Source organism: Corynebacterium sp. USCH3, assembly GCF_037619475.1.
Taxonomy (GTDB): Bacteria; Actinomycetota; Actinomycetes; order Mycobacteriales; family Mycobacteriaceae; genus Corynebacterium.
This window is the reverse complement of record NZ_JAQPZT010000001.1, coordinates 459126-480553: the sequence shown is the minus strand read 5'-3', so window position 1 is coordinate 480553 and position 21428 is coordinate 459126. Positions and strand designations below refer to the sequence as shown.

The 21428-nt window shown below is 67.1% G+C and carries 19 protein-coding genes; 2 read left to right on the top strand and 17 right to left on the bottom strand.

Going from position 1 to position 21428, the window contains the following annotated elements; translation table 11 throughout:
• Nucleotides 1–25: 25 nt before the first annotated feature.
• The 4 genes from PQI66_RS02260 to PQI66_RS02245 form a co-directional block, all read right to left on the bottom strand.
• Complete coding sequence (locus tag PQI66_RS02260) at nt 26–1507, bottom strand: aldehyde dehydrogenase family protein (RefSeq protein ID WP_339995678.1); 1482 nt, start codon at nt 1505–1507, stop codon at nt 26–28.
• Nucleotides 1504–3648: a choline BCCT transporter BetT gene (betT, locus tag PQI66_RS02255; RefSeq protein ID WP_445227979.1), complete on the bottom strand. Its 2145-nt coding sequence runs from the start codon at nt 3646–3648 to the stop codon at nt 1504–1506. The genes PQI66_RS02260 and betT overlap by 4 nt, the downstream gene beginning before the upstream one ends.
• Before the next feature lie 133 nt (nt 3649–3781).
• Nucleotides 3782–5095: a histidine--tRNA ligase gene (hisS, locus tag PQI66_RS02250; RefSeq protein ID WP_339995675.1), complete on the bottom strand. Its 1314-nt coding sequence runs from the start codon at nt 5093–5095 to the stop codon at nt 3782–3784.
• Nucleotides 5096–5126: 31 nt separating this feature from the next.
• The gene (locus PQI66_RS02245) at nt 5127–5789 is read right to left on the bottom strand and encodes an MBL fold metallo-hydrolase (RefSeq protein ID WP_339995673.1); all 663 of its coding nucleotides are present in this window, start codon (nt 5787–5789) and stop codon (nt 5127–5129) included.
• 146 nt (nt 5790–5935) lie between these two features.
• On the opposite strand from PQI66_RS02245, the gene PQI66_RS02240 reads away from it, so the two are divergent.
• Nucleotides 5936–6772, top strand: coding sequence for a peptidylprolyl isomerase (locus PQI66_RS02240; RefSeq protein WP_339995671.1), 837 nt, complete (start codon nt 5936–5938; stop codon nt 6770–6772).
• A gap of 29 nt (nt 6773–6801) precedes the next feature.
• Here the strand turns inward: PQI66_RS02240 and PQI66_RS02235 are convergent, their stop codons facing one another.
• The 9 genes from PQI66_RS02235 to ruvC form a co-directional block, all read right to left on the bottom strand.
• Nucleotides 6802–9072 carry a RelA/SpoT family protein gene (locus PQI66_RS02235; RefSeq protein WP_339995669.1) on the bottom strand — a complete coding sequence of 757 codons (2271 nt, stop codon included), beginning with the start codon at nt 9070–9072 and terminating at the stop codon, nt 6802–6804.
• Nucleotides 9073–9115: 43 nt separating this feature from the next.
• Nucleotides 9116–9658 (bottom strand): adenine phosphoribosyltransferase, encoded by a 543-nt coding sequence (locus PQI66_RS02230; protein ID WP_339995667.1) that lies wholly within the window; start codon nt 9656–9658, stop codon nt 9116–9118.
• Nucleotides 9655–11505, bottom strand: coding sequence for a hypothetical protein (locus PQI66_RS02225; RefSeq protein WP_339995665.1), 1851 nt, complete (start codon nt 11503–11505; stop codon nt 9655–9657). The genes PQI66_RS02230 and PQI66_RS02225 overlap by 4 nt, the downstream gene beginning before the upstream one ends.
• A gap of 17 nt (nt 11506–11522) precedes the next feature.
• Entirely contained in the window at nt 11523–12725 is a 1203-nt protein-coding gene (secF, locus tag PQI66_RS02220; protein ID WP_339995663.1) for a protein translocase subunit SecF, read from the bottom strand.
• A 2-nt stretch (nt 12726–12727) separates the two neighbouring features.
• Nucleotides 12728–14596, bottom strand: coding sequence for a protein translocase subunit SecD (gene secD / locus PQI66_RS02215; protein WP_339995661.1), 1869 nt, complete (start codon nt 14594–14596; stop codon nt 12728–12730).
• Nucleotides 14597–14732: 136 nt separating this feature from the next.
• The gene (yajC, locus tag PQI66_RS02210) at nt 14733–15182 is read right to left on the bottom strand and encodes a preprotein translocase subunit YajC (RefSeq protein ID WP_339995659.1); all 450 of its coding nucleotides are present in this window, start codon (nt 15180–15182) and stop codon (nt 14733–14735) included.
• Between the two features lie 28 nt (nt 15183–15210).
• Complete coding sequence (ruvB, locus tag PQI66_RS02205; protein ID WP_339995657.1) at nt 15211–16284, bottom strand: Holliday junction branch migration DNA helicase RuvB; 1074 nt, start codon at nt 16282–16284, stop codon at nt 15211–15213.
• 21 nt (nt 16285–16305) lie between these two features.
• Complete coding sequence (ruvA, locus tag PQI66_RS02200; RefSeq protein WP_339995655.1) at nt 16306–16926, bottom strand: Holliday junction branch migration protein RuvA; 621 nt, start codon at nt 16924–16926, stop codon at nt 16306–16308.
• Nucleotides 16927–16928: 2 nt separating this feature from the next.
• Complete coding sequence (gene ruvC / locus PQI66_RS02195; RefSeq protein WP_339995996.1) at nt 16929–17423, bottom strand: crossover junction endodeoxyribonuclease RuvC; 495 nt, start codon at nt 17421–17423, stop codon at nt 16929–16931.
• A gap of 226 nt (nt 17424–17649) precedes the next feature.
• Between ruvC and PQI66_RS02190 the strand changes: the two genes are divergently transcribed.
• Nucleotides 17650–18099 carry a DUF3817 domain-containing protein gene (locus PQI66_RS02190; protein WP_339995653.1) on the top strand — a complete coding sequence of 150 codons (450 nt, stop codon included), beginning with the start codon at nt 17650–17652 and terminating at the stop codon, nt 18097–18099.
• An 18-nt stretch (nt 18100–18117) separates the two neighbouring features.
• Here PQI66_RS02190 and PQI66_RS02185 read toward each other — a convergent pair whose 3' ends face one another.
• The 4 genes from PQI66_RS02185 to pdxS all read right to left on the bottom strand — a co-directional run bounded on the left by PQI66_RS02185 (nt 18118) and on the right by pdxS (nt 21394).
• On the bottom strand, nt 18118–18870 hold the full coding sequence (locus tag PQI66_RS02185) for a YebC/PmpR family DNA-binding transcriptional regulator (protein ID WP_339995651.1): 753 nt from the start codon (nt 18868–18870) through the stop codon (nt 18118–18120).
• Between the two features lie 82 nt (nt 18871–18952).
• Nucleotides 18953–19582, bottom strand: coding sequence for a pyridoxal 5'-phosphate synthase glutaminase subunit PdxT (pdxT, locus tag PQI66_RS02180; protein WP_339995649.1), 630 nt, complete (start codon nt 19580–19582; stop codon nt 18953–18955).
• Nucleotides 19583–20485 carry an acyl-CoA thioesterase gene (locus PQI66_RS02175; protein WP_339995647.1) on the bottom strand — a complete coding sequence of 301 codons (903 nt, stop codon included), beginning with the start codon at nt 20483–20485 and terminating at the stop codon, nt 19583–19585.
• Nucleotides 20486–21394, bottom strand: a complete 909-nt coding sequence (pdxS, locus tag PQI66_RS02170; RefSeq protein WP_339995994.1) for a pyridoxal 5'-phosphate synthase lyase subunit PdxS — start codon at nt 21392–21394, stop codon at nt 20486–20488.
• Nucleotides 21395–21428 lie beyond the last annotated feature (34 nt).

Here is a 21428-nt window from a genome sequence, read left to right as displayed (position 1 = left end):
CTTCTCCTTCTGCTGCTTCTGCCGTCTACTTCTGGGGGAACCAGCCGGTGGCCGCGGGCTCGGTGTTCTCGTAGATGTGCTTGGCCTCGCGGTACTCCTCCAGCCCGGCCAGGCCCAGTTCGCGGCCGGTGCCGGAGGCCTTGAATCCGCCCCACTCCGCCTGCGGGACGTAGGGGTGGTAGTCGTTGATCCACACCGTGCCGTGGCGCAGTGCCCGGGACACCCGGTTGGCGACCCCCCGGTCCGTGGTCCACACGGCACCGGCCAGCCCGTACTCGGTGTGGTTCGCCGTGGCGACGGCCTCTGCCTCGGTGGTGAAGGTCTCCACGGTGATGACCGGGCCGAAGCCCTCCTCGACGACCGCGGGGTTCTCGGCGGTGCAGTTGTCCAGCACCGTCGGAGCGTAGAAGCAGCCGGCCTCCAGCTCCGGGCCGCCCCAGTGTCCGCCGCAGCGCAGGGTGGCCCCGGCCTCGACACCACGGCGGACGTAGTCGGTGACCTTGTCGCGGTGCTCCGCGGAGATCAAGGGGCCCGTCTCGGCGGCCTCGTCGAAGGGGCCTCCCATGACGATCCCCTCGGCACGGCGAACGAGTTCGTCGACGAACCGCTCCTTGATGCTCTCCTCGACGATCAGACGGGTACCCGCCGAGCACACCAGTCCGGAGTCCAGGAAGCCGGCGTTGAGTGCGTTGTCCACGGCGGCGTCGAAGTCGGCGTCGGCGAAGACCACGTTCGGGTTCTTGCCGCCGAGTTCGAGGGCGACCTTCTTGATCGACGGTGCCGCGGCCTCGGCGATGCGGCGCCCGGTGACCAGACCACCGGTGAAGGAGACCATGTCCACGTCCGGGTGGGAGGACAGCGGGGCCCCGGCCTCCGCACCGGCGCCCAGCACCAGGTTGGCGACGCCGGCGGGCACGCCGAGCTTGTCGAGCACGTCGATGATGAGGATGGCGGTGTGCGGGGTCAGTTCCGCGGGCTTGAGCACGAAGGTATTACCCGCGGCGAGGGCAGGTGCGATCTTCCAGCTGGCCTGCAGCAGCGGGAAGTTCCAGGGGGTGATCATCCCGCAGACGCCGACCGGTTCGTAGACGACCCGGGAGATCACCGAGTTATCCCCCGCGTCGACGATCCGGCCGGGGTGCTGGTCGGCGATCTTGCCGAAGAACCTGAAGCAGTTCATGATGTCGTCCATGTCGCCCTCGGCCTCGACCATCCGTTTACCGGTGTCAAGAGCCTCGGCGCGAGCGAACTCGTCCTTGCGGCGAGCCATCGCGTCGGCGACCTTGAGCAGGAGGTCACCGCGGTAGGCCGCCGACGTCGCCGACCACTCCCCTGCATCGAAGGCACGCCGGGCCGCGGCAATGGCCTTCTCCGTGTCCGCGGCGGTGGCCTCGGAGACCTCGGCGACGATGCTGCCGTCGGCCGGGCAGGTGACGGTCCGGGTGCCGCCGTCGCCGGCGCCGACCCACTGGCCGTCGATGTAGAGCGTCTGTGGTGTGTCAGTCATGTGTGCTCGCTTCCTGTCTTTTCAGAGTCGTTGTCGTCGTCTGTCCAGAGTGCCGGTGCCGTGCCATGGACATCGGCGGTCGGAGTACCTCTGTCGCCGGTCAGGGACATGTACTCCACGTGCATATCGTAGGCGTCCAGGACGTCGGCGATCACCTGCTCCTTGGAGTAGCCGAGGATGTTGTGTCCCCGGGAGCCCGTCGCCGAGAAGATCTCCAGCGTGAAGTACACGTCGTGGTCCACGTTGAGGTTCACCGCGAAGTTCGGGACCTGCCCGGGAACCGGGTACGCCTGGTACTTGAAGTCGTCCTGCCCCGGGAACGTCACCAGGAGGTCGACGAAATCGATCGGGTACTCGGGGTGGGCGGCCCGGGTGAGGCTGACGTCGAGCCCGATCTCCCGGAGTTCGTCGGCGACCTCACCGATCGCGGGGGCCGCGGTGTTCTCGACATAGGCCTGCGTCTCGGCCGCCGAGGGGAAACTCATCCTGCGTTTGAGTCGGTTCCTCCATGCCAGCCGTGGTTGAGGGGTCCCGGTCCGGTCCGACAAGGCACCGGGAAGCGACAACGAGCGGGACTGCAGCCAGTGTGCCTCGGCTCCCAGCACACGCCAGATGCTGAACATCAGCAGGTACATGATCACCGAGAACGGCAGTCCGATGAGCACCGTCGCCGCCTGCAGGGTATACACACCGCCGATGAGCAGCATCACCAGAGTCAGTGCGCCGGTCAGTACGGCCCAGACGATCCGGAGCCATGGCGGCCCGTCGGAGTCCTCCACGGTCGGCTTCGAGGTGATGTTGGCCATCACCAGTGAGCCCGAGTCCGCGGACGTGACGTAGAAGAGCAGGCCGGTGACCACGGCAAGAGCGACGGCGAAGGTCGCGCCGGGATACTGCTGCAGCAGGAGGAAGAACCCGGACTCGGGGGTGTTCACCGCCGTCTCGAGGAACTCCTCGTCTCCGTCGCGGAAGAAACCGAGGGCCGCATTGCCGAAGATCGAGATCCAGACCGCGATGAACGTGAACGGGATGACCAGGACACCGAGAATGAACTGCCGCAGGGTGCGGCCCCGGGAGATCCTGGCCAGGAAGAGCCCGACGAACGGGGCCCAGGCGATCCACCAGGCCCAGAAGAACAGTGTCCAGTCGGACTGCCACTGGTCGGCGGGGAGGTCGGCGGCACCGTCGGTGTAGGCGAAGGTGTTGAGGATCATCGACGGGAACCTGGACACGAAGTCACCGATGTTCTGGACCAGGGCATTGAGCAGGTCGGCGGTCTTTCCCATCACCACGATCCACACCATCAGCGCCAGCGCAAGCCAGACGTTGAGCTCGGAGAGGCGGCGGATCCCCTTGTCGACGCCCGACACCGTCGACATCACGGTGATCAGCACGGAGAGCCCGATGAGAGCTATCTGCACCCCGGTGTTCGTGGGGATGCCGAAAATCTCCGACAGCCCGTAGTTCAGGAAGACCACCCCGATTCCCAGGGAAACCGCGATACCGAACGCCGTTCCGATGGCGGCGGCGATGTCGACACCGTGCCCGACAGCGCCGTGGATCCGCTTCCCGAACACCGGCGCGAGCGCCGACCGGATGCTCAGCGGCATGTGGTAGCGGTACGCGAAGAGGCCGAAGGCCATACCCATCAGGGCGTACATCGCCCATCCGGGGATCCCGTAGTGGAACATGGTCCACAGTGGCGCCATCCGGGCCGCCTCGTCGGACAGCTCAGCTGTCTCCGGAGGGGTGAGGTAGTTCGTCGCCGGCCCAGACACGCCGAAGAACATCAGGTCAACGCCGATGCCTGCGGCGAAGAGCATCGCTCCCCAGGTGAACAGGCCGAACCGGGGCTGGGAATGGTCCGGCCCGATCTTCGTGTTGCCGACCCGCCGGAACGCGATGATCAGGACGAACACCACCACGACCCCGGCGGTGAGCACGTAGTACCACCCGAGATTCGTCGCCACCCAGTCCTTGACCGAATTGATCACGGTGTCCGCCTGACCGGGCGCGAGCCAGGCCCAGACGACGAACGCCGTCATCAGCCCGGCGGACACCGCGAACACGGGCCAATTGACGGCGGAACGTTTCCCTGTTGTCGACGACTCTTCAGTCACTGAAGAATAAGATTCAACCATAAAACCACTCCTGTAAGCTCAGTTTCAGATCTCTGTCATAGACAGAACTTTCAGAATTCAGAAGCAAGGTTAGTGCACAGGAGCAGAAAAATCTTTCCGGGGACAGACCCGGGCGACGGACCCGGGAACGGGCTCAGCCCTCGGCCACCGCGGTCGTCAGGGCCTTGGTCACCACGAGTTCGACATCCTCGACAGCGACCTGCTCCTGCTGCCGGGTGGACAGGTCACGAACCACGACTGTCCCGGTCTCGAGCTCGCTTTCACCGATGACGAGGGCGAAGAGGGCACCGGCACGGTCCGCCCCCTTCATCGCCCCCTTGAGGCCACGGTCGCCGTACGACATGTCCGCGCTGATTCCCGCTCGCCGCAGACGGTCGACCACGACCGCCATCCGCCGCTTGGCGTCCACCCCCATCGGCACACCGTAGACGTCGACCCGTCGGCCGGTGGTGGGCTCCACTCCCTCCGCCTCCAGGGCGAGCACCGTGCGGTCGACGCCGAGCCCGAAGCCGATGCCGGACAGGTCCTGCCCGCCGAGCTGCGCCATCAGGCCGTCATACCGCCCGCCACCGCCGATACCGGACTGCGCACCGAGACCGTCGTGCACGAACTCGAAGCAGGTCTTGGTGTAGTAGTCGAGCCCGCGGACGAGACGTGGGTTGAGGGTGTAGGCCACGCCCATGTCATCCAGGGTGCCGGTCACCGTCTCGAAGTGTTCCCGGGCACTGGCCGACAGGTTGTCCGGCATCAGCGGGGCATCCACCATCATCTCCCGGACGTCCGGGCGCTTGTCGTCGAGCACCCGGAGAGGGTTGATCTGCGCCCGACGGCGGGTCTCCTCGTCCAACGGCAACGACAGCAGGAACTCCTGCAGCTTCGCCCGGTACTGCGGACGGCAGGTGTCGTCACCGAGGGTCGACAGCTCCAGGCGGAACCCGGACAGGCCCAGTGCACGGTAGCAACGGTCCGCCAGAGCCACGACCTCGGCGTCCAGGGTCGGGTCGTCGACACCGACGGCCTCGACACCGACCTGCTGGAGCTGCCGGTACCGCCCGGCCTGAGGTCGCTCGTAGCGGAAGAACGGGCCGGAGTAGGTCAACTTCACCGGCAGCTGGCCACGGTCGAGGTTGTGCTCGATCACCGAGCGCATCACCCCGGCGGTGCCCTCGGGGCGCAGGGTGATCGACCGGCCGCCGCGGTCGTCGAAGGTGTACATCTCCTTGGAGACCACGTCGGTGGACTCCCCCACCCCGCGGGCGAACAGGGCGGTGTCCTCGAACACCGGAAGTTCGATGTGACCGTACCCGGAGTTGTGGATGACCTCCTCGAAGGTGCTCCGCACAGCATGGAATGCCGCGGACGCCGGCGGCACGTAGTCCGGTACTCCCTTGGGGCCGGCGAACGTCTGGACCTGTCCGGTGGAACCGGTGCTGCTGGTGTCACTCACGAGGCTCAACTATAGCGATCCTCCGACAGGCTCACACCACCCCCTGCAGGAACCCGTTCTGCTTCTTTTCGGCGCCGACGGTCGTCGTCGGCCCGTGACCCGGCACCACCGTGTCGCCGTCGTCGAAAACCGACACCAGCCGCCCCAGGCTCTCCACCATCGCCGCCGGCTCGGAGAACGGCAGGTCGGTCCGGCCGATCCCACCGCGGAACAGGACGTCGCCACCGAGGATCAGCCCTCGTCCGTCCACCTCGCCCCGGAACATCACCGACCCCGGTGAATGTCCCGGCATGTGGTGTGCCGTGAAGTCCACGCCGCAGAGGGACAGGACGTCGCCGTCCTTCACCGGGGTGGGCGCCTCCGGGGTGTCCATCGACGCCACGTCGTGGGCCTCCCCGGTCGGCCCCATCGCGTCGAGTACGTCGCGCTGCAGGAAGACAGTGTCCGCGGGGTGCATGTAGGACGGCGCACCGTAGGCCCCCTGGACACGGGCGAGATCACGGACATGGTCAATATGGCCGTGCGTGAGCACGATGCCGCTGACCGAGAGTCCGTGGTCCCGGACCGCCCTGGCAACGAGATCGGCGGCGCCCATCCCCGGGTCCACCACCGTTGCGTCGGCTCCGTCGTGCAGCAGCACGCAGTTCGTCTCGAAAGGGCCGGTGGGCAGTACTTCCACAGTCAGATTCGCCATGGCAGCCACCCTACCGAGAATCCGGGCGGGAAACCCACGGGGAACACACAGCCGGTCGGAGGGCGCGGTGGTGGAGTCCGCGGCCCCGGGGTGGAACAATGGGACCGTTGATCTTCGACCACGCACAAGGGAAAGGCCACGGAGCTTTGTCCGACAACTCCTCCCGCCGCGACGCGGCACTCAAGAATCTCGACAAGGAACTCAAGTCGCGGGCCCGCCGCGAGAAGATGCGTCCCCTCGGGGTCACGCTGGCCACCCTGGTGGTCCTGGTCGGTCTGGTCGGTGGAATCTGGTTCGCCGCCACCCGCGGAGGCGACGACGAGACCGACACCCTCGCCGACGACGCCCTCAACGAGGAGACGACGGAGGCGACTCCGGAGGGGCCGCTCGACTGCGCCTACACGGAGTCCGGGGAGGCGGCCCGCGAGGCCACCGCCCCGGATGCCGACAACCTGCGTGAGGACGGCACCTCGGACGTCACCCTGGCCACGAACAAGGGTGACATCACCGTCACCCTGGACTACGCCCAGGCCCCGTGCGCCGCCAACAACTTCGAGAGTCTCGCGTCGCAGGACTACTACAACGACACCGTCTGCCACCGGGTCGTCGTCAACGACGGGATGAAGATCCTGCAGTGCGGTGACCCCTCCGGCGACGGCGCCGGCGGACCGGGCTACACCTTCCCTGACGAGTACCCCGTCTGGAACGAGGACGGCGAGAAGGTCGAGGACGAGGGCCTGTACACCCGCGGCGTGCTCGCCATGGCCAACGGGGGCGAGAACACCAACGGCTCCCAGTTCTTCCTCGTCGACGACGACACGCAGCTGCCCAACGGCTACACCATCTTCGGCACCATCTCCGAGGACGGACTGAGCACCCTCGACACGATCATCGACGAGAACGAGGGCGAGAACCAGGACAACAACGGCGACGGTGCCCCGGTCGACGAGGTCCGCATCGAGACCGCGACCGTCGACGCCTGACCCCCGGGGGCCGCCCTCCCCGGTCTCGCTCAGCCTCCGGTGGTCACCCGGTAGACGTCGTAGACGCCTTCGACATTGCGTAGCTGGTTCATCAGGTACCCCAGCTGCTTGGTGTCGGAGACCTCGAAGGTGAAACGGCACATCGCCACCCGGTCCTCTGCGACATGGGTACTTGTCGCGATGATCGGCACCTTCTGCTCGCTGACCACGCGGGTGACCTCGCTGAGCAAACCGGTACGGTCGAGCCCCTCGATCTGCAGCGTGACCACGAACACCGCGTCGCGGACGTCGGACGCCCAGGCCACGTCGATGAGCCGGTCAGGCTCGGAGTGCAGCTTCTCGGCGTTGGTGCAGTCGGTACGGTGCACCGACACACCTCCGCCCTTGGTGATGAAACCGAAGATCTCGTCACCGGGGACCGGGGTACAGCACTTGGCGAGTTTCGCCGAGAAGTCGGAGTTGCCCTGGACCAGCACCCCCGAGCCGTCCCCGCGGCCGGACTGCACCGACTGCTGCGGTGTGGTGCGGCGGACCGCCGGAGCAGGGGCAACCGGTGAGTCGTCGTCGTCCGCGTCGCCCTGGTAGATGTCCTGCAGCATGTGGACGACGTGCCCGGCGGTGACCCCGCCCTTGCCGATGGCGTCGTAGAGGTCGTCGACGGAGTCCCGGGACAGCTGGGTCGCCACGGTCCGCAGAGCTGACGCCGTGACCAGACGCTGCAGCGGAATCCCGGTGCGCTGCGCCTCGGAGGCCAACGCATCCTTGCCCTTCTCCAGCGTCTCCTCGCGCCGCTCCTTGTTGAACCACGCCCGGATACGGTTACGGGCCCGCGGCGACACCACGAACTTCTCCCAGTCCTTCGACGGGCCGGCGGCAGCGTCCTTCGAGGTGAAGATCTCGACCTTGTCCCCCGTCTTCAACGGGGACTCCAGCGCCACGAGCTTTCCGTTCACCTTGGCACCGATACACCGGTGCCCCACCTCGGTGTGCACCGCATAGGCGAAGTCGACCGGGGTGGCGTCAGTGGGCAGGGTGACCGCGTCGCCGCGGGGGGTGAACACGAAGATCTGGTTCGTGGACAGGTCGTAGCGCAGGGAATCGAGGAACTCGTTGGGGTCGGCGGCCTCCTTCTGCCAGTCGAGCAGCTGACGCATCCAGGCCATCTGGTCGACTTCGGCGGCGTCGCCCTTGTGCGACCCCTTGGTCTCCTTGTACCGCCAGTGCGCCGCGATGCCGTACTCCGCCTGGTAGTGCATTTCGTGCGTGCGGATCTGCACCTCCAGCACCTTCGCGTCCGGGCCGATGACGGTGGTGTGCAGCGACCGGTAGACATCGAACCGCGGCTGGGAGATGTAGTCCTTGAACCTGCCCGGCATCGGCTGGTACTGGGAATGGACCGCCCCCACGGCCGCGTAACAGTCCCTGATCTCGTCGACGAGGATGCGGATCCCCACGAGGTCGAAGATCTCGTCGAAGTCGCGGCCACGCACGATCATCTTCTGGTAGATCGACCAGTAGTGTTTCGGTCGGCCCACCACCTCGGCCGTGATGTGTGACTCACGCAGCGTCGACTGGATCTCGTTGATGACCGTGGCGAGGTACTGGTCACGCTTCGGGGCCCGGTCAGCGACGAGACGGACGATCTCCTCGTACTTCTTCGGGTACAGGATCGCGAACGAGAGATCCTCGAGCTCCCACTTGATCGTCGCCATGCCCAGCCGGTGCGCCAACGGGGCGATGACCTCGAGGGTCTGTCGGGCCTTCTTGGCCTGCTTCTCCGGCGGCAGGAAGCGCATCGTCCGCATGTTGTGCAGACGGTCGGCGACCTTGATCACCAGGACGCGGGGATCGTGGGCCATCGCCACGATCATCTTGCGGATGGTCTCCGCCTCGGCGGCGGAACCGAGGGCGACCTTGTCGAGTTTGGTCACCCCGTCAACCAGCAGGGTGACTTCCGCGCCGAAGTCCCGGGTCAGGTCGTCCAGGGAGTAGTCCGTGTCCTCGACCGTGTCGTGCAGCAGCGCCGCGACCAGGGTGGTGGTGTCCATGCCGATCTCCGCGGCAATCGTCGCCACCGCGAGCGGGTGCGTGATGTAGGGCTCCCCGGACTTGCGGACGACCCCGGCGTGCAGCCGTTCGGCCGTGGTGTAGGCCTGGTTGAGCAGTTCGACGTCAGCCTTCGGGTGGTACCGCCGGTGCACGGCGATCAAGGGGCCGAGTACCGGGTTGATCCTGCTCTTGCCGGTGAGGCTGCGCGCGATACGCGCGGCCATCCACAGCGAGTTCTTCTCGTTCGTCATGCCTCACCGTTTTCCTACTGTGTGCAGCGTGTGAACGACAAGCCTACTGTCCGCGGGAAACCACGTACAACGGAAGGTCCCCCAAACGTTTCGCTCCCTCAAGTTCCTGCACCTCGAGGGCCACGGCGACCCCGACCACGCGGGCACCGGCGTTCTCCAGGAGCGCCCGGGCGGCGACGAGGGTTCCGCCGGTGGCGAGGACGTCGTCGACCAGCAGGACCCGACGGGAGTGGAGGTCGAGCCCCTCGGCCGGAATCTCCAGCGCCGCCGAACCGTACTCCAGGTCGTACTCCTGCCGGATCACCGGTGGAGGCAGCTTGCCGGCCTTGCGCAGGGCCAGTACCCCGACCCCGAGTTCCAGCGCCACCGCTGAGCCGAGGAGGAAACCCCGGGCGTCCAGCCCTGCGACGACATCGACCTCGAGGGCCCGGCACACCCCGGCCATCTCGGTGACGATGGTGCGGAAGGCGTCGCCGTCGGCGAGCACCGGGGTGAGGTCCTGGAACATGATTCCCTGACTCGGGAAATCAGGGACCAGACGGGTGTGGGCGGCCAGGGCGGTCCTGGCGTCCGGGTAGTCGCTCACGGATTGTCCTCTGCGGTGGTGGTTGACGGTGCGGACGACGCGGGGAAGTCCGGCGACACCCAGCGGTCCATGTTCCAGCTCATCCCGGTCTCGCCGGGGTTGTCGACGACATTCGACAGACCGCGGTCCACCGCCACGGACCGGGGCTCTGCGGTGAGCGGGATGGTGGCGGTCTCGTCGGCCAGCAGGTTCTCCGCGTCCCGGAGCTGGCGGACCGTCGCCGTGCCGGAGGCCCCGGCGGAGGCGGGGAGAGACACCCGTGGGTTCTGGCCGAACGCGGACCGCGTCTCCAGCAGGACGTCGTAGTCGGTCCCGAGGTCACCGAAGTCGTTGACGTCCAACGGCACGGGTTCGACGGTCACGTCCGCCGCGGCGCAGGAGGTGACCAGGGTGTCGACCATGGCCTCGTACCGGGCCACATCGGCGAAGTAGCCGACCCGCACCGTGGAACCGCCGAGCCTGTCGGCCGTCGGTCCGGTGTCGGTGTTGTTGTTGCGCGCCGCGACGTCTCCCAGGTTCTGACCGGCGCTCACGCCCGGTGCGAGGATACGGAACGGCGCCTCGTCGACGGTGATTCCCGACTCCGCTTCCACGGAGGCTGCCAGCGCACCACGGTCGACGCACCGTGCGAACGCCTGACGGTTCTCCTTCGACTCGAAGATGCCGGAGTCGGCGAGGGTGAGACCGTCAACGCGTGTACCGGAGTCCCGGGTGACGGCGAAGCGGCCGGACACCTCGTCGGCGTCCGACAGGTCCGGCGCCGTCTCGTCGGTCCCTGCCCTGATTCCCTCCTCGTCGGGTTCATCGTCGGACACCCGGGCGGACGGATCCGCCCCGTCGGTGGAACTCGGGGATGCCTCGGACGGACCTGACGGGGCCGACGACCCCGACGTACCACCTGCCGTGTCCGACGGGTCCTCGGCCGCGGATGTGTCGGACGGCACCGCCAGACCCGCCGCCACCGGATCGGTCTCCGGCGGGACGTCGGCGACGTAGAGCCGGTAGTCCTCGGCCAGCTGCTCGAAATCGGGGCCCTCGAGTCCAGCTCCCGGGCCCGACCACATGACGACCTCGTCCAGCCCCGGGCGCACGCCGGACCACTCCGGGTTGACGGTCAGCACCAGTGACCCGTCGTCGCCACGGGACGCCACCCGGAACGGCCCGTAGGTGGGCACCTGTGCCGGGTCGTTCTCGGCGACGGTGAACGTCGACGCCCACGCCTGCCCCAGTTCGGCCAGCTGGTCGGTGGCGCCCGAATCAATGGCGTCGACGACACTGTCGACACCGGCGCGTTCTCCGACGGTGTGCGACGGGAGCACCTCCCCCACGCTGAACAACTCGCGGAAGCGACTGCCCATCCCGCGGTCGAACTCCACCGTGAAGTTCCGTTCGCCGGCGTCACAGGTGACGTCGTTGACCCGGGCGGTGAGGCCCAGGTCGGAGGAGAACAGGTCGGGGTACTTCGCGGCGACCCAGGTTAGGAGGAAGTCGTCGCAGACCACCGGTGCTCCGTCGGAGTAGGTGGCGGAGTCGCTGATGCGGTAGTTCACGATGTCGGGGTTGTCACCGGAGGGCGTCGCCGTCACCAGGTCGGTGTTGGGCAGGAGTCGTCCGTCCGGTCCGGTGAGGTAAGCGCCCGGATACAGCCGCGCGGACACCTTCGCCGCGTCCGTGGCGGCACCCAGGGAACTCGCCGCGTTCAGTGTGACGATCGGTCGGGGCAGCGCGTAGCCGAACAGCGGGTCCGCCGCGTCCTCCACGCCGTCGTCGGAGGAGCAGGCCGCGACCCCGAAGGTCAGTGCCGTCGCTGTGAGCAGGACCGCCGGCCGGCGGAGTCGTTGCATCATCGTTTCGCTGACTTCCTCTACATACCGGGCCGCCAGGTGCGGCCCCTGTCCTGACCGTCGTGGACGTCGCCGCCGTACGTGTCCTCCCTGGCCCGTGGGGGCAGGGTGACGGTGCGGCCCTGCGGAGCATCCGCTCCGTCAGACGGTGCGTCCCCAGCCGCTTCGTCCGGTGCTGCGGCCGGGGCCGACGGACCGCGCCCGGCGGCGAGTTCACGAGCCCGTGCGACCTTGCGGTCGTGTTCGACCATCTTCTTCTGCCGGCTCTTGAGCGTCACCAGCAGCGGAGCCGAGAAGTAGATCGAACTGAACGTACCGGCGATCACACCGACGAACTGGACGAGCGCGAGGTCCTTGAGGGTACCGACACCCATCAGCCAGACGGCGACGACCAGCAGTGAGGCGATGGGAACCACCGAGAACAGCGAGGTGTTCAACGACCTCATCACCGTCTGGTTGACCGCCAGGTTCACCTGCTCCCCGTACGTCGACCGGGTCGAACTCAGCACGTCCTGGGTGTTTTCGTGCACCTTGTCGAAGACGATGACGGTGTCGTAGAGCGAGTACGCGAGGATCGTCAACAGGCCGATGATGGTGGCGGGTGACACCTCGAAACCGACCAACGAATAGATGCCGGCGACGAAGAGGCCGTCGAGCAACAGCGTGACGATCGCGGAGACCGCCATGTCGCGCTCCATCCGGACCGTGATGTACACGAAGACGATGACCAGGAACACCACCATGCCGATGATCATCCGCTGGGTCACGGACTGGCCCCAGGACTCGGAGACGGTGGAGTCGCTGATGGCGTCGGGGCTCGGCTGGCCCGAGTGGTCCGCCGGCCGGAACTCCTCGTAGAGCGCGACCCGCGCCTCACGGATCTGGTCGTCCGAGAGACGTTCCGAGGCGACCTCGATGTTCCGGTTGTCGCCGGTTCCCACGGTCTGTACGGACTGCGGGGTGACTCCCGTGGCCTCCTCGACGACGTCGGTGACCGAGGTCTCCGTCGCGCCGTTCGCCGGCGGCATCGTGAGTTTGGTGCCACCCTCCAGGTCGATGCCCAGGGTGAAGCCCTTCAGGGCGATCACCAGGAAACACAGCAACGTCAGTAGGGCGTAGATCCAGTACCAACGGCGGCGCTTGGCCACGAAGGCGAAGTCACTCTCGCCGTTGTACATTCTCTCGAAGAAGCCGGCGCGGGTGGTGTCGGTCGTCGCGTTCATGCTCACTGGTCCTTTCCGGTGTGAGTCGAGGCCGTGGGAGGCGTGGTCCCGTTCTCCGGGCCGTCGGGCCCGTCATCCGCCTGGGGCGCCTCGGACTCGGGTGCCGGGCCGGCCGCCACCAGATCAGCCGCACGACGCCGTTCCGCCGACCGGAAGGCGGAACGCAGGCCGTTGAGTTTCGGCGAGGCGAACCTCTCCGAGCGCGACATCAGGATCACCAGCGGAGCGGTGACCAGGAACGCGATGACCACGTCGAAGACGGTCGACAGTCCCAGCGTGAAGGCGAAGCCCTTGACGTCGCCGACAGCCACGAAGTAGAGCACGAGCGACGCCACGATCGACACCACGTTGCCGGTGATGATCGTCGTGCGGGCGCGCTTCCACGCCCTCGGCACCGCGGACCTGAAACTGTGCCCCTGTTGGATGACGTCCTTTATTCGCTCGAAGTAGACCACGAAGGAGTCGGCTGTCGTCCCGATACCGATGATCAGACCGGCGATACCGGCGAGGTCCAGGCTGTAGTCGATCCACCTGCCCAGCAGCACCAGCGCGCCGTAGATCAGCAGGCCCGAGGCGATCAGCGAGAACACCGCCACGACGCCGAAGCCGCGGTAGTAGATCAGCGACCAGATCGCCACCAGCACCAGGCCGACGAGACCGGCGATGAGGCCGGCCTGCAGGGACGCGGTGCCCATGGTCGGTGAAATCGTCTCGGCGGTGCCACCCTGTTCACCGTTCTCACCGGTGAAGCTCAACGGCAGCGCACCGTACCGCAGGTTGTTGGCGAGGTCGGAGGCCTCGCTCTCGGTGAAGTCACCGGTGATCTCGGAGTCACGACCGGGAGGCGTCGGGGACTGCATCACCGGGGCAGAGAGGACCTGACTGTCCAGTGTGATGGCGACCTGCTGCTGGGCGTACTCCTGCCCGATACGCTGCCAGGTCTCGCCACCGGGGGTGGCCTCGCCGGTCTTGAAGCGGAAGGTGATCTTGATCTGTCCGGACTCCGAGTCCAGCCCACCGAAGATCTGTGAGTCGGTGTCGATCATGTCACCGGTCAGACGGGTGCCGTTCTCCTCGTCCTCCTGACCGTTGAGCAGTGGTGCCGGCTCCAGCAGGATGGGCTGGCCGTCGCTGCAGCTGACCAGGGGACGTGCCGGGTCGTCGGCACCGGCGAGGGGGTCAACTCCCTCGGAACACGTCATCAGGAACGACGCGGCTATCTGGGCGTTGGTGTCCTCGGACTGTCGGTCGTCGCGCAGCACCTCGGTGGTCTCCTGCCGACGGTCCGCCTCCTCGATGGAGTTCGCGGGTGCGGCGGGCTCTTCGGCGGTGACGGTCAGGTCATCGCCCTCGGTCTCCATCCCCATCTGCTCCAGTGTCGTCGCGGCGGCCTCGAGCTTCTCGTTCGCCTCGTCGACGGTGAGGATCCCCGTACTCACCCACCGGTCGGCCATCTCCGTGAGGACGCCGTCCAGACCGTCCTCCGGCATACCGCCCTGCATGACCGGACGGAACAGGAGCTGGGAGGTCTGGCCCAGCGTCCTCGCCTCGGAAGAGTCTTCACCGGGGACGCTGATCACGAGCGTGTCACCGTCGGAGACCACCTGGGCACCGGAGACCCCCATACCGTTGACACGGTTCTCCAGGATGCGGCGTGCCTGGTTGAGCTGGTCGCTGGTGGGCTGCTCGCCCTGAGGCACCAGAGTGACCCTGGTGCCTCCCTGTAGATCGATGCCCAGTTTCGGCGTGGCGCTCTTGTCTCCGGTGAAGAAGACGAGGCCGTAGATGACCACCACGACGGCGATGAAGAGCAGAAGCGCCTTCTTGGGCCAGGTTCTGGCCCGCGCGGCCGTTGAGCCCTGTGAACTCACTCGAGTTACTCCTGAAGTCTCGGGGATGTCGGCGATGTAGACATGAGAAAAGAAACACCGCCGTGTCGACGAATGAGTCTAGACCCTCTGTCTGGCAACGGGGGCCTCGGCGGTGTCATGTGGGAAGGGACGGTGGTCAGGGCTTCGGGGAGTCCCCGGGCCTCTCCGGGTTGTCTTTGCCGTCAGTCTCTGCGGCGTCCTGGCCGTCCGAGGAATCGAAAGTATCGGACTCGTCGGTCCTGTCCTCGAACGGTGCCACCGTGTCGAAGTCCTCGAAATCGGAACTGTCGTCGGCGGAGGCCACGTCATCGCCGGTGTCGATCTCGTCCGGTGCCTCCACGAGCTTGAGCACGGCGCTACGGTCCCAGGTCGTGGTGACCCCGGGAGCAAGCTCAACGTCGACTGTGGTGGTGCCGACCTCCGAGATGCGCGCGTGGATACCCGACGTCATCTGCACGATCATCCCGGGTTCCAGCTGTGACTGGAACGACTTGATCTCGTTGATCTGCTTGGACTGCTTGCGCATCGACATGACCGGGAGGCCGAGGAAGACCACGACGATGAGAATGAGAAGGATGATTTCCATGCCGCCAGTCTGCCATACAGGTGTTTTGTCACCTATCGGCCGGTTGCTCGAGGCCCAGGTGCCGCCATGCCGCCGCTGTGGCGGTGCGGCCGCGTGGGGTACGGGAGACCATCCCGGCACGCACCAGGTAGGGCTCGCACACCTCCTCGACAGTGGACGGTTCCTCCCCGACCGCGACAGCGAGGGTGTTCACCCCGACCGGACCGCCGTTGTGTCCGCGGACCAGGGCGTCAAGTACCGCCCGGTCGAGACGGTCGAGGCCCAGTTCGTCCACGTCGAATATCTCCAGCGCTGAGCGGGCGACGTCGACGGTGATCACACCGTCGCCCTCCACCTCGGCATAGTCGCGCACCCGGCGCAGCAGCCGGTTGGCGATTCGGGGAGTGCCCCGGGACCGCGACGCCACCTCCACCGCGGCATCGTCGGTGACGGTCACCCCCAGGATCCCTGCTGCACGGGTCACGACGCGGGTGAGGTCGGCGGTGTCGTAGAACTCCATCTGCGCGGTGAACCCGAACCGGTCGCGCAACGGGCCGGTGAGCATGCCGGCCCTCGTCGTCGCTCCGACCAGGGTGAACTGCGGCAGCTCGATGGGGATCGACGTGGCCCCGGGGCCCTTGCCCACGATGACGTCAATGCGGAAATCCTCCATCGCCATGTAGAGCATCTCCTCCGCCGGCCGCGCCATACGGTGGATCTCGTCGATGAACAGGACGTCGCCCTCGATGAGATTGGACAGCATCGCCGCCAGATCGCCTGCGCGCTCCAGGGCGGGTCCGGAGGTCATCCGCACCGAGGACCCGAGTTCCTGGGCGATGATCATCGCCATGGTGGTCTTCCCGAGGCCCGGAGGCCCCGCCAGGAGCACATGGTCCGGAGAGACGCCACGCGACCGGGCCCCACCGAGGACGAGCTCCAGCTGACTGCGGACCTTGGGCTGTCCGATGAACTCGCGCAGCGACCGTGGCCGCAGTGACAGTTCCGCCTCACCCTCCCCGGGCTGCGGAGTCGGCGCGAGGTCGCCACCGGGCAGGCCCTGAGGTTGCCCCGGACGCGGCGACGCGGGGCTGGTGTCGAATTCGGTGCGTTCGATGTCACCCATGTACGTCCAGTCCTCCCGCCGCTACCGTCGTCCGCCGAGCCGTGCCAGAGCCCGCCGCAGCACGGTCGCCGTGTCGAGCCCGTCGGTGTCACCGAGGTCACGCAGGACGTTGTCCGCGTCACGTTCGGGGAAACCGAGACCGGTCAACGCCTCGACTACCTCCCGGTGGGTGTCACCGGTGCGGGGTGCCCCCTGCCCGCCGTCCGCACCCGCCGCAGCGGTGCCGGCAAACACCTCGGCGAATCCGTCGAGCTTGCCCTTGAGGTCGACGGCCATACGCTCGGCCAGGCGTTTCCCCACCCCGGGGGCACGTTGGAGCGCCTTGACGTCGCCCTCTGCCACGGCGCGCGCCAGGTCCGCCGGTGTCAGCACCGACATCACCCCCATCGCGAGGCGGGCACCGACACCCGACACCGACTGGAGAAGGCTGAACACCTCCCTCGACGGCGCATCCGCGAAGGCGAACAGCGTCTGGGAGTCCTCGCGGACCACCATCGTGGTGAGCACGAAGACCTCTTCCCCGCCGGGCAGCGTCGACAGCGTCGGTGCCGTGGCCTGACACAGGTACCCGACACCGCCGCATTCGATGACGACATGGTCCAGGCCCTTGTCGATGACGGTGCCCCTCAACGAAGCAATCACGTTCAGTTTCTCCTCTCCGAGATCACGGCCGCAAACGGTGCCCGCCAGCAGTGGCACACGGCCAGGGCGAGCGCGTCGGCCGCGTCCGCCGGTTTCGGCGGCTCCGACAACCCGAGGATACGGGTGATCATGTTGGTCATCTGGCGTTTGTCGGCCCGTCCGTTGCCGGACACCGCCTTCTTCACTTCACTGGGGGTGTACTGGTGGACGGGAAGGTCCCGTCGTGCAGCACTGAGCATCAGCACCCCCACCGCATGAGCGGTGTTCATCACGGTGGACACGTTCCCTCGTTCGAAGACCCGTTCAATGGCGACGACATCCGGACGGTAGTCGTCCATCCAACTCTCCACCGCCTCGGAGAGTCGGCGCAGCCGCTGCGGGAGAGCCGCGTCGGCGGGGGTGCGGACGACACCGACCGCCACCGGAACGACCGAGCGACCCTGACCGGAGCGAACCACCGACAGCCCGCACCGGGTGAGCCCCGGGTCAATGCCCATCACCAGCAGTCCGTCGGTGCGTGGTCGCGGTGTCACGGTATCCCGAGCCTCCCTGTCGCCGTTGGTACCTGTCGCCGACCGTCGCCGCACAGGGCGCGTGGGACGCGCAGAGCACGAACATAGCACACATGTGCGAAAATTCACCGTCGCCGCGCCGTCCCCCGGCCACCACGGGGAGCTCATGGCTTAGTACTCGGGCACCCGGGTCGGGTACCATCGACCGGCGATGACTCCTCTGAAAATATACCGGACCACCGCCATTATCGAAGCCGTGACCTGGGGGCTGCTGATCCTCGGAATGATCCTGAAGTACACCGGCGTCACGGACGCGGGCGTCGCTGCCGCCGGCCCGGTGCACGGTCTGGCGTTCCTCGCCTTCGTCGTGGTCACTGTCCTGGTGTGGCTCAACAACCGCTGGAGCGCCGGCCAGGGCATCCTGGGCCTGTTCTCCGCGGTGGTCCCCTTCGCGACCGTCCCCTTCGAGAAAGCCGTCGCACGACGGGGCGGCCTCGACGGGGCGTGGCGCACCGACGCATCCTCCGACGCTCCCGCCGGGGACAAACTTCTCGCTGTCCTCGTCGGCCGCCCCTACGCGTCGGCGGCGGCGATCGCCGTCGTCGTCCTCGTCGTCTTCGGCGCGCTGCTGGTGGTCGGCCCGCCCTTCGGCGGGGCCTGACGGTCAGACGTCCGACGGTCAGACGTCGAGCTCTGCCAGGACCTCGTCGGAGACGTCCATGTTGGTGAACACGTCCTGGACATCGTCGGACTCCTCGAGCACGTCGATGAGCCGGAAGATCTTCCGGGCACCCTCCGCGTCCAGGGGAACCTCGACGTCCGCGCGGTAGTCGGGGTCGGCGGAGTCGTACTCGATTCCGGTGGCGTCCAGGGCGTTCCGCACCGTGGTCAGGTCCGACAGCTCGCAGACGACCTCGAACTTCTCGCCCAGGTCGTTGACCTCTTCGGCACCCGCGTCGAGAACCGCCATGAGCAGGTCGTCCTCGGTGTTGTCGCCCTTGTCCAGGATGACGACGCCCTTGCGGTTGAACAGGTAGGACACCGACCCGGCGTCCGCCATGTTCCCGCCGTTCTTGTTCATGGCGGTGCGGACGTCCGTCGTCGCGCGGTTCCGGTTGTCGGTGAGGCACTCGATGAGCACCGCGACACCGTTCGGGCCGTACCCTTCGTAGACGATGGTCTCCCAGTCAGCACCGCCGGCCTCCTCACCGGAGCCGCGTTTGCGGGCGCGCTCGATGTTGTCGTTCGGCACGGAGGCCTTCTTGGCCTTCTTGATCATGTCGTCGAGGGTGGGATTGGCGGACGGGTCCCCGCCACCGGTGCGGGCCGCCACCTCGATGTTCTTGATCAGCTTGGCGAACTCTTTACCGCGCTTGGCGTCATTCGCAGCTTTCTTGTGCTTGGTCGTCGCCCATTTCGAGTGGCCGCTCATCGTCTACCTGATCTCCCTTGGTCGGGTGCTTGACGAACCCATGATAGTGCACCGGGGCACGCCGGCGGGTAAGCGCACCTCATCAGGTCCGATCTGCCCGGTGGTCGTCGACCATGCCGAGGAAGTACCTGTGCAACCGTGCATCGCCGGTGAGCTCAGGATGGAAAGACAGACCCAGCACCGGCCCCTGGCGTACCGCCACCACCGCACCGTGGGCCGGCCCGTCGTCGTTCACACGGGAGAGCACCTCCACTCCCTCACCGACCTGTTCGACCCACGGGGCGCGGATGAAAACCGCATGGACCGCCGGCCCCCCGTCAGTGACCCCGCTGACCTCGAGGTCTGTTTCGAAGGAGTCGACCTGCCGTCCGAAGGCGTTGCGCCGCACAGTGACATCCAGGGCGTCGAGGCAGTGCGCGTCCGGGCGGGTGTCGAGCACCTCGGACGCGAGGAGAATCAACCCGGCACAGGTACCGAGGCAGGGCAGGCCGGCGGAGATCCGCTCACGCAGCGGGTGGAGCATACCGCCGAGTTCGAGGAGCTTCGACATGGTGGTGGACTCCCCTCCCGGGAAGACCAGGCCGTCGAGGCCGTCGAGATGCTCCGTGCGACGCACCGGGCGCGTGGACGCGCCGAGGTCCTCGAGCATACGGATGTGTTCACTGACCCCGCCCTGCAGGGCGAGGACACCGATCAGTGGAGTGTCTTTCACCTAGTGTCCCTGCAGGTCGGTCTTGATCGGCACGGACTGCTTACCCTCGGCGAGGGTCCTGGTCAGTCCTTCCTGGGTGACCGACGCGACGAGATCACCAGCCTGGTTGAAGATCCGGCCGGTGGTCAGTGCCCGTCCCCCGTGAGCGGACGGCGACGACTGGTCGTAGAGCAGCCACTCGTCGGCGCGGAACGGTCGCATGAACCACATCGCATGGTCCAGTGACGCCTCCTGCACCGGCTCGTCCCGGTGGGGAACCAGGGCAGAGCCGAGCAGTGTCATGTCGGACATGTACGCCAACGTGCAGATGTGGAACTTCTCGTCGTCCGGCAACGGCACCTTCGACTTGAACCAGACGACCTGCTGCGACGCCGCCCCCGGGCTCTTCTCCCACAGTTCCGGAGGCACGATGCGGATGTCCCAGTCCTCCCAGTCCTTGGCGAACGCGCGTCCCAGCGGACGATTGCCCGCGTTCCCGGGTGCGATCTCCTCCGGTGGCGGGACACGCCGGACCATGTCGGAGTGCTCCGGCCCCTGGTCATCCCGGATGTGGAAACTGGCCTGCATGATGAACAGCGTCCTGCCGTCCTGGACGGCACGGACCGAACGCACGCGGAAGGACCTGCCGTTGCGGACCTCGTCGACGAGATAGACCGTCGGACGGTCGGAGTTGCCCGGGCCGACGAAGTAGCCGTGCAAGGAATGCACCCGGTACTCCGCTCCGACGGTCCTGGTCGCGGCCACCAGCGACTGGGCGGCGACCTGCCCGCCGAACGTCCGTGACAACGCCGACGGGATCACCTGGCCACGGAAGATACCCGGCTCGATCTGCTCGAGATCGAGGACGTCGGTGATACGCGGCCGGCGGCCGTCGGCCACCTGACCGTGTGGAGCGGAGGACATCTACCAGCCCCGCTCTGCCAGACGGTGCGGCTCCGGGATCTCGTCGACGTTCAGGCCCACCATCGCCTCACCGAGGCCGCGGGAGACCGAGGCGACGGTGTCCGCGTCCTCGTAGTTCAGGGTGGCCTGCACGATCGCGCGGGCCCGCTTCTCCGGATCCCCCGACTTGAAGATCCCCGACCCCACGAACACGCCCTCCGCACCGAGCTGCATCATCATCGCCGCGTCGGCGGGAGTGGCGATACCACCGGCGGTGAACAGGACGACCGGCAGCTTACCGTTCTCGGCGACCTCGCGGACCAGCTCGTACGGGGCCTGGAGCTCCTTTGCGGCCACGTAGAGCTCATCCGGGGCCATCGACGTCAGCCGGTTGATCTCGGCACGGATGGTACGCATGTGGGTGACCGCGTTGGAGACGTCCCCGGTACCGGCCTCGCCCTTCGACCGGATCATGGCCGCACCCTCGTTGATGCGGCGCAGCGCCTCACCGAGGTTCGTGGCACCGCAGACGAACGGGACGGTGAAGTCGAACTTGTCGATGTGGTTGGCGTAGTCGGCCGGGGTGAGGACCTCCGACTCGTCGATGAAGTCCACCCCCAGGCTCTCCAGCACACGGGCCTCGACGAAGTGGCCGATGCGGGCCTTGGCCATCACCGGGATCGTCACCGCCTCGATGATGCCGTCGATCATGTCGGGGTCGGACATCCGGGAGACACCGCCCTCGGCGCGGATGTCGGCGGGGACCCGCTCCAGCGCCATGACTGCGGTGGCTCCGGCGTCCTCAGCGATCTTCGCCTGCTCCGGCGTGACCACGTCCATGATCACACCCCCCTTGAGCATGTCGGCCAGACCGCGCTTCACGCGGCCGGTTCCCCTGGCGCCGACGGTGTCGGCACTGTTCTGCGTCATCATGACCTCTGATTCTCGAGTGATCTCGGTAGCC

Excerpts from the sequence above, each read along its gene's own strand:
- PQI66_RS02260 (WP_339995678.1), bottom strand. The coding sequence starts at position 1,507 with ATGACTGACACACCACAGACGCTCTACATCGACGGCCAGTGGGTCGGC.
- betT (WP_445227979.1), bottom strand. The coding sequence starts at position 3,648 with ATGGTTGAATCTTATTCTTCAGTGACTGAAGAGTCGTCGACAACAGGG.
- PQI66_RS02245 (WP_339995673.1), bottom strand. The coding sequence starts at position 5,789 with ATGGCGAATCTGACTGTGGAAGTACTGCCCACCGGCCCTTTCGAGACG.
- PQI66_RS02235 (WP_339995669.1), bottom strand. The coding sequence starts at position 9,072 with ATGACGAACGAGAAGAACTCGCTGTGGATGGCCGCGCGTATCGCGCGC.
- PQI66_RS02225 (WP_339995665.1), bottom strand. The coding sequence starts at position 11,505 with ATGATGCAACGACTCCGCCGGCCGGCGGTCCTGCTCACAGCGACGGCA.
- secF (WP_339995663.1), bottom strand. The coding sequence starts at position 12,725 with ATGAACGCGACGACCGACACCACCCGCGCCGGCTTCTTCGAGAGAATG.
- yajC (WP_339995659.1), bottom strand. The coding sequence starts at position 15,182 with ATGGAAATCATCCTTCTCATTCTCATCGTCGTGGTCTTCCTCGGCCTC.
- ruvB (WP_339995657.1), bottom strand. The coding sequence starts at position 16,284 with ATGGGTGACATCGAACGCACCGAATTCGACACCAGCCCCGCGTCGCCG.
- ruvC (WP_339995996.1), bottom strand. The coding sequence starts at position 17,423 with ATGGGCATTGACCCGGGGCTCACCCGGTGCGGGCTGTCGGTGGTTCGC.
- PQI66_RS02190 (WP_339995653.1), top strand. The coding sequence starts at position 17,650 with ATGACTCCTCTGAAAATATACCGGACCACCGCCATTATCGAAGCCGTG.
- PQI66_RS02185 (WP_339995651.1), bottom strand. The coding sequence starts at position 18,870 with ATGAGCGGCCACTCGAAATGGGCGACGACCAAGCACAAGAAAGCTGCG.
- PQI66_RS02175 (WP_339995647.1), bottom strand. The coding sequence starts at position 20,485 with ATGTCCTCCGCTCCACACGGTCAGGTGGCCGACGGCCGCCGGCCGCGT.
- pdxS (WP_339995994.1), bottom strand. The coding sequence starts at position 21,394 with ATGACGCAGAACAGTGCCGACACCGTCGGCGCCAGGGGAACCGGCCGC.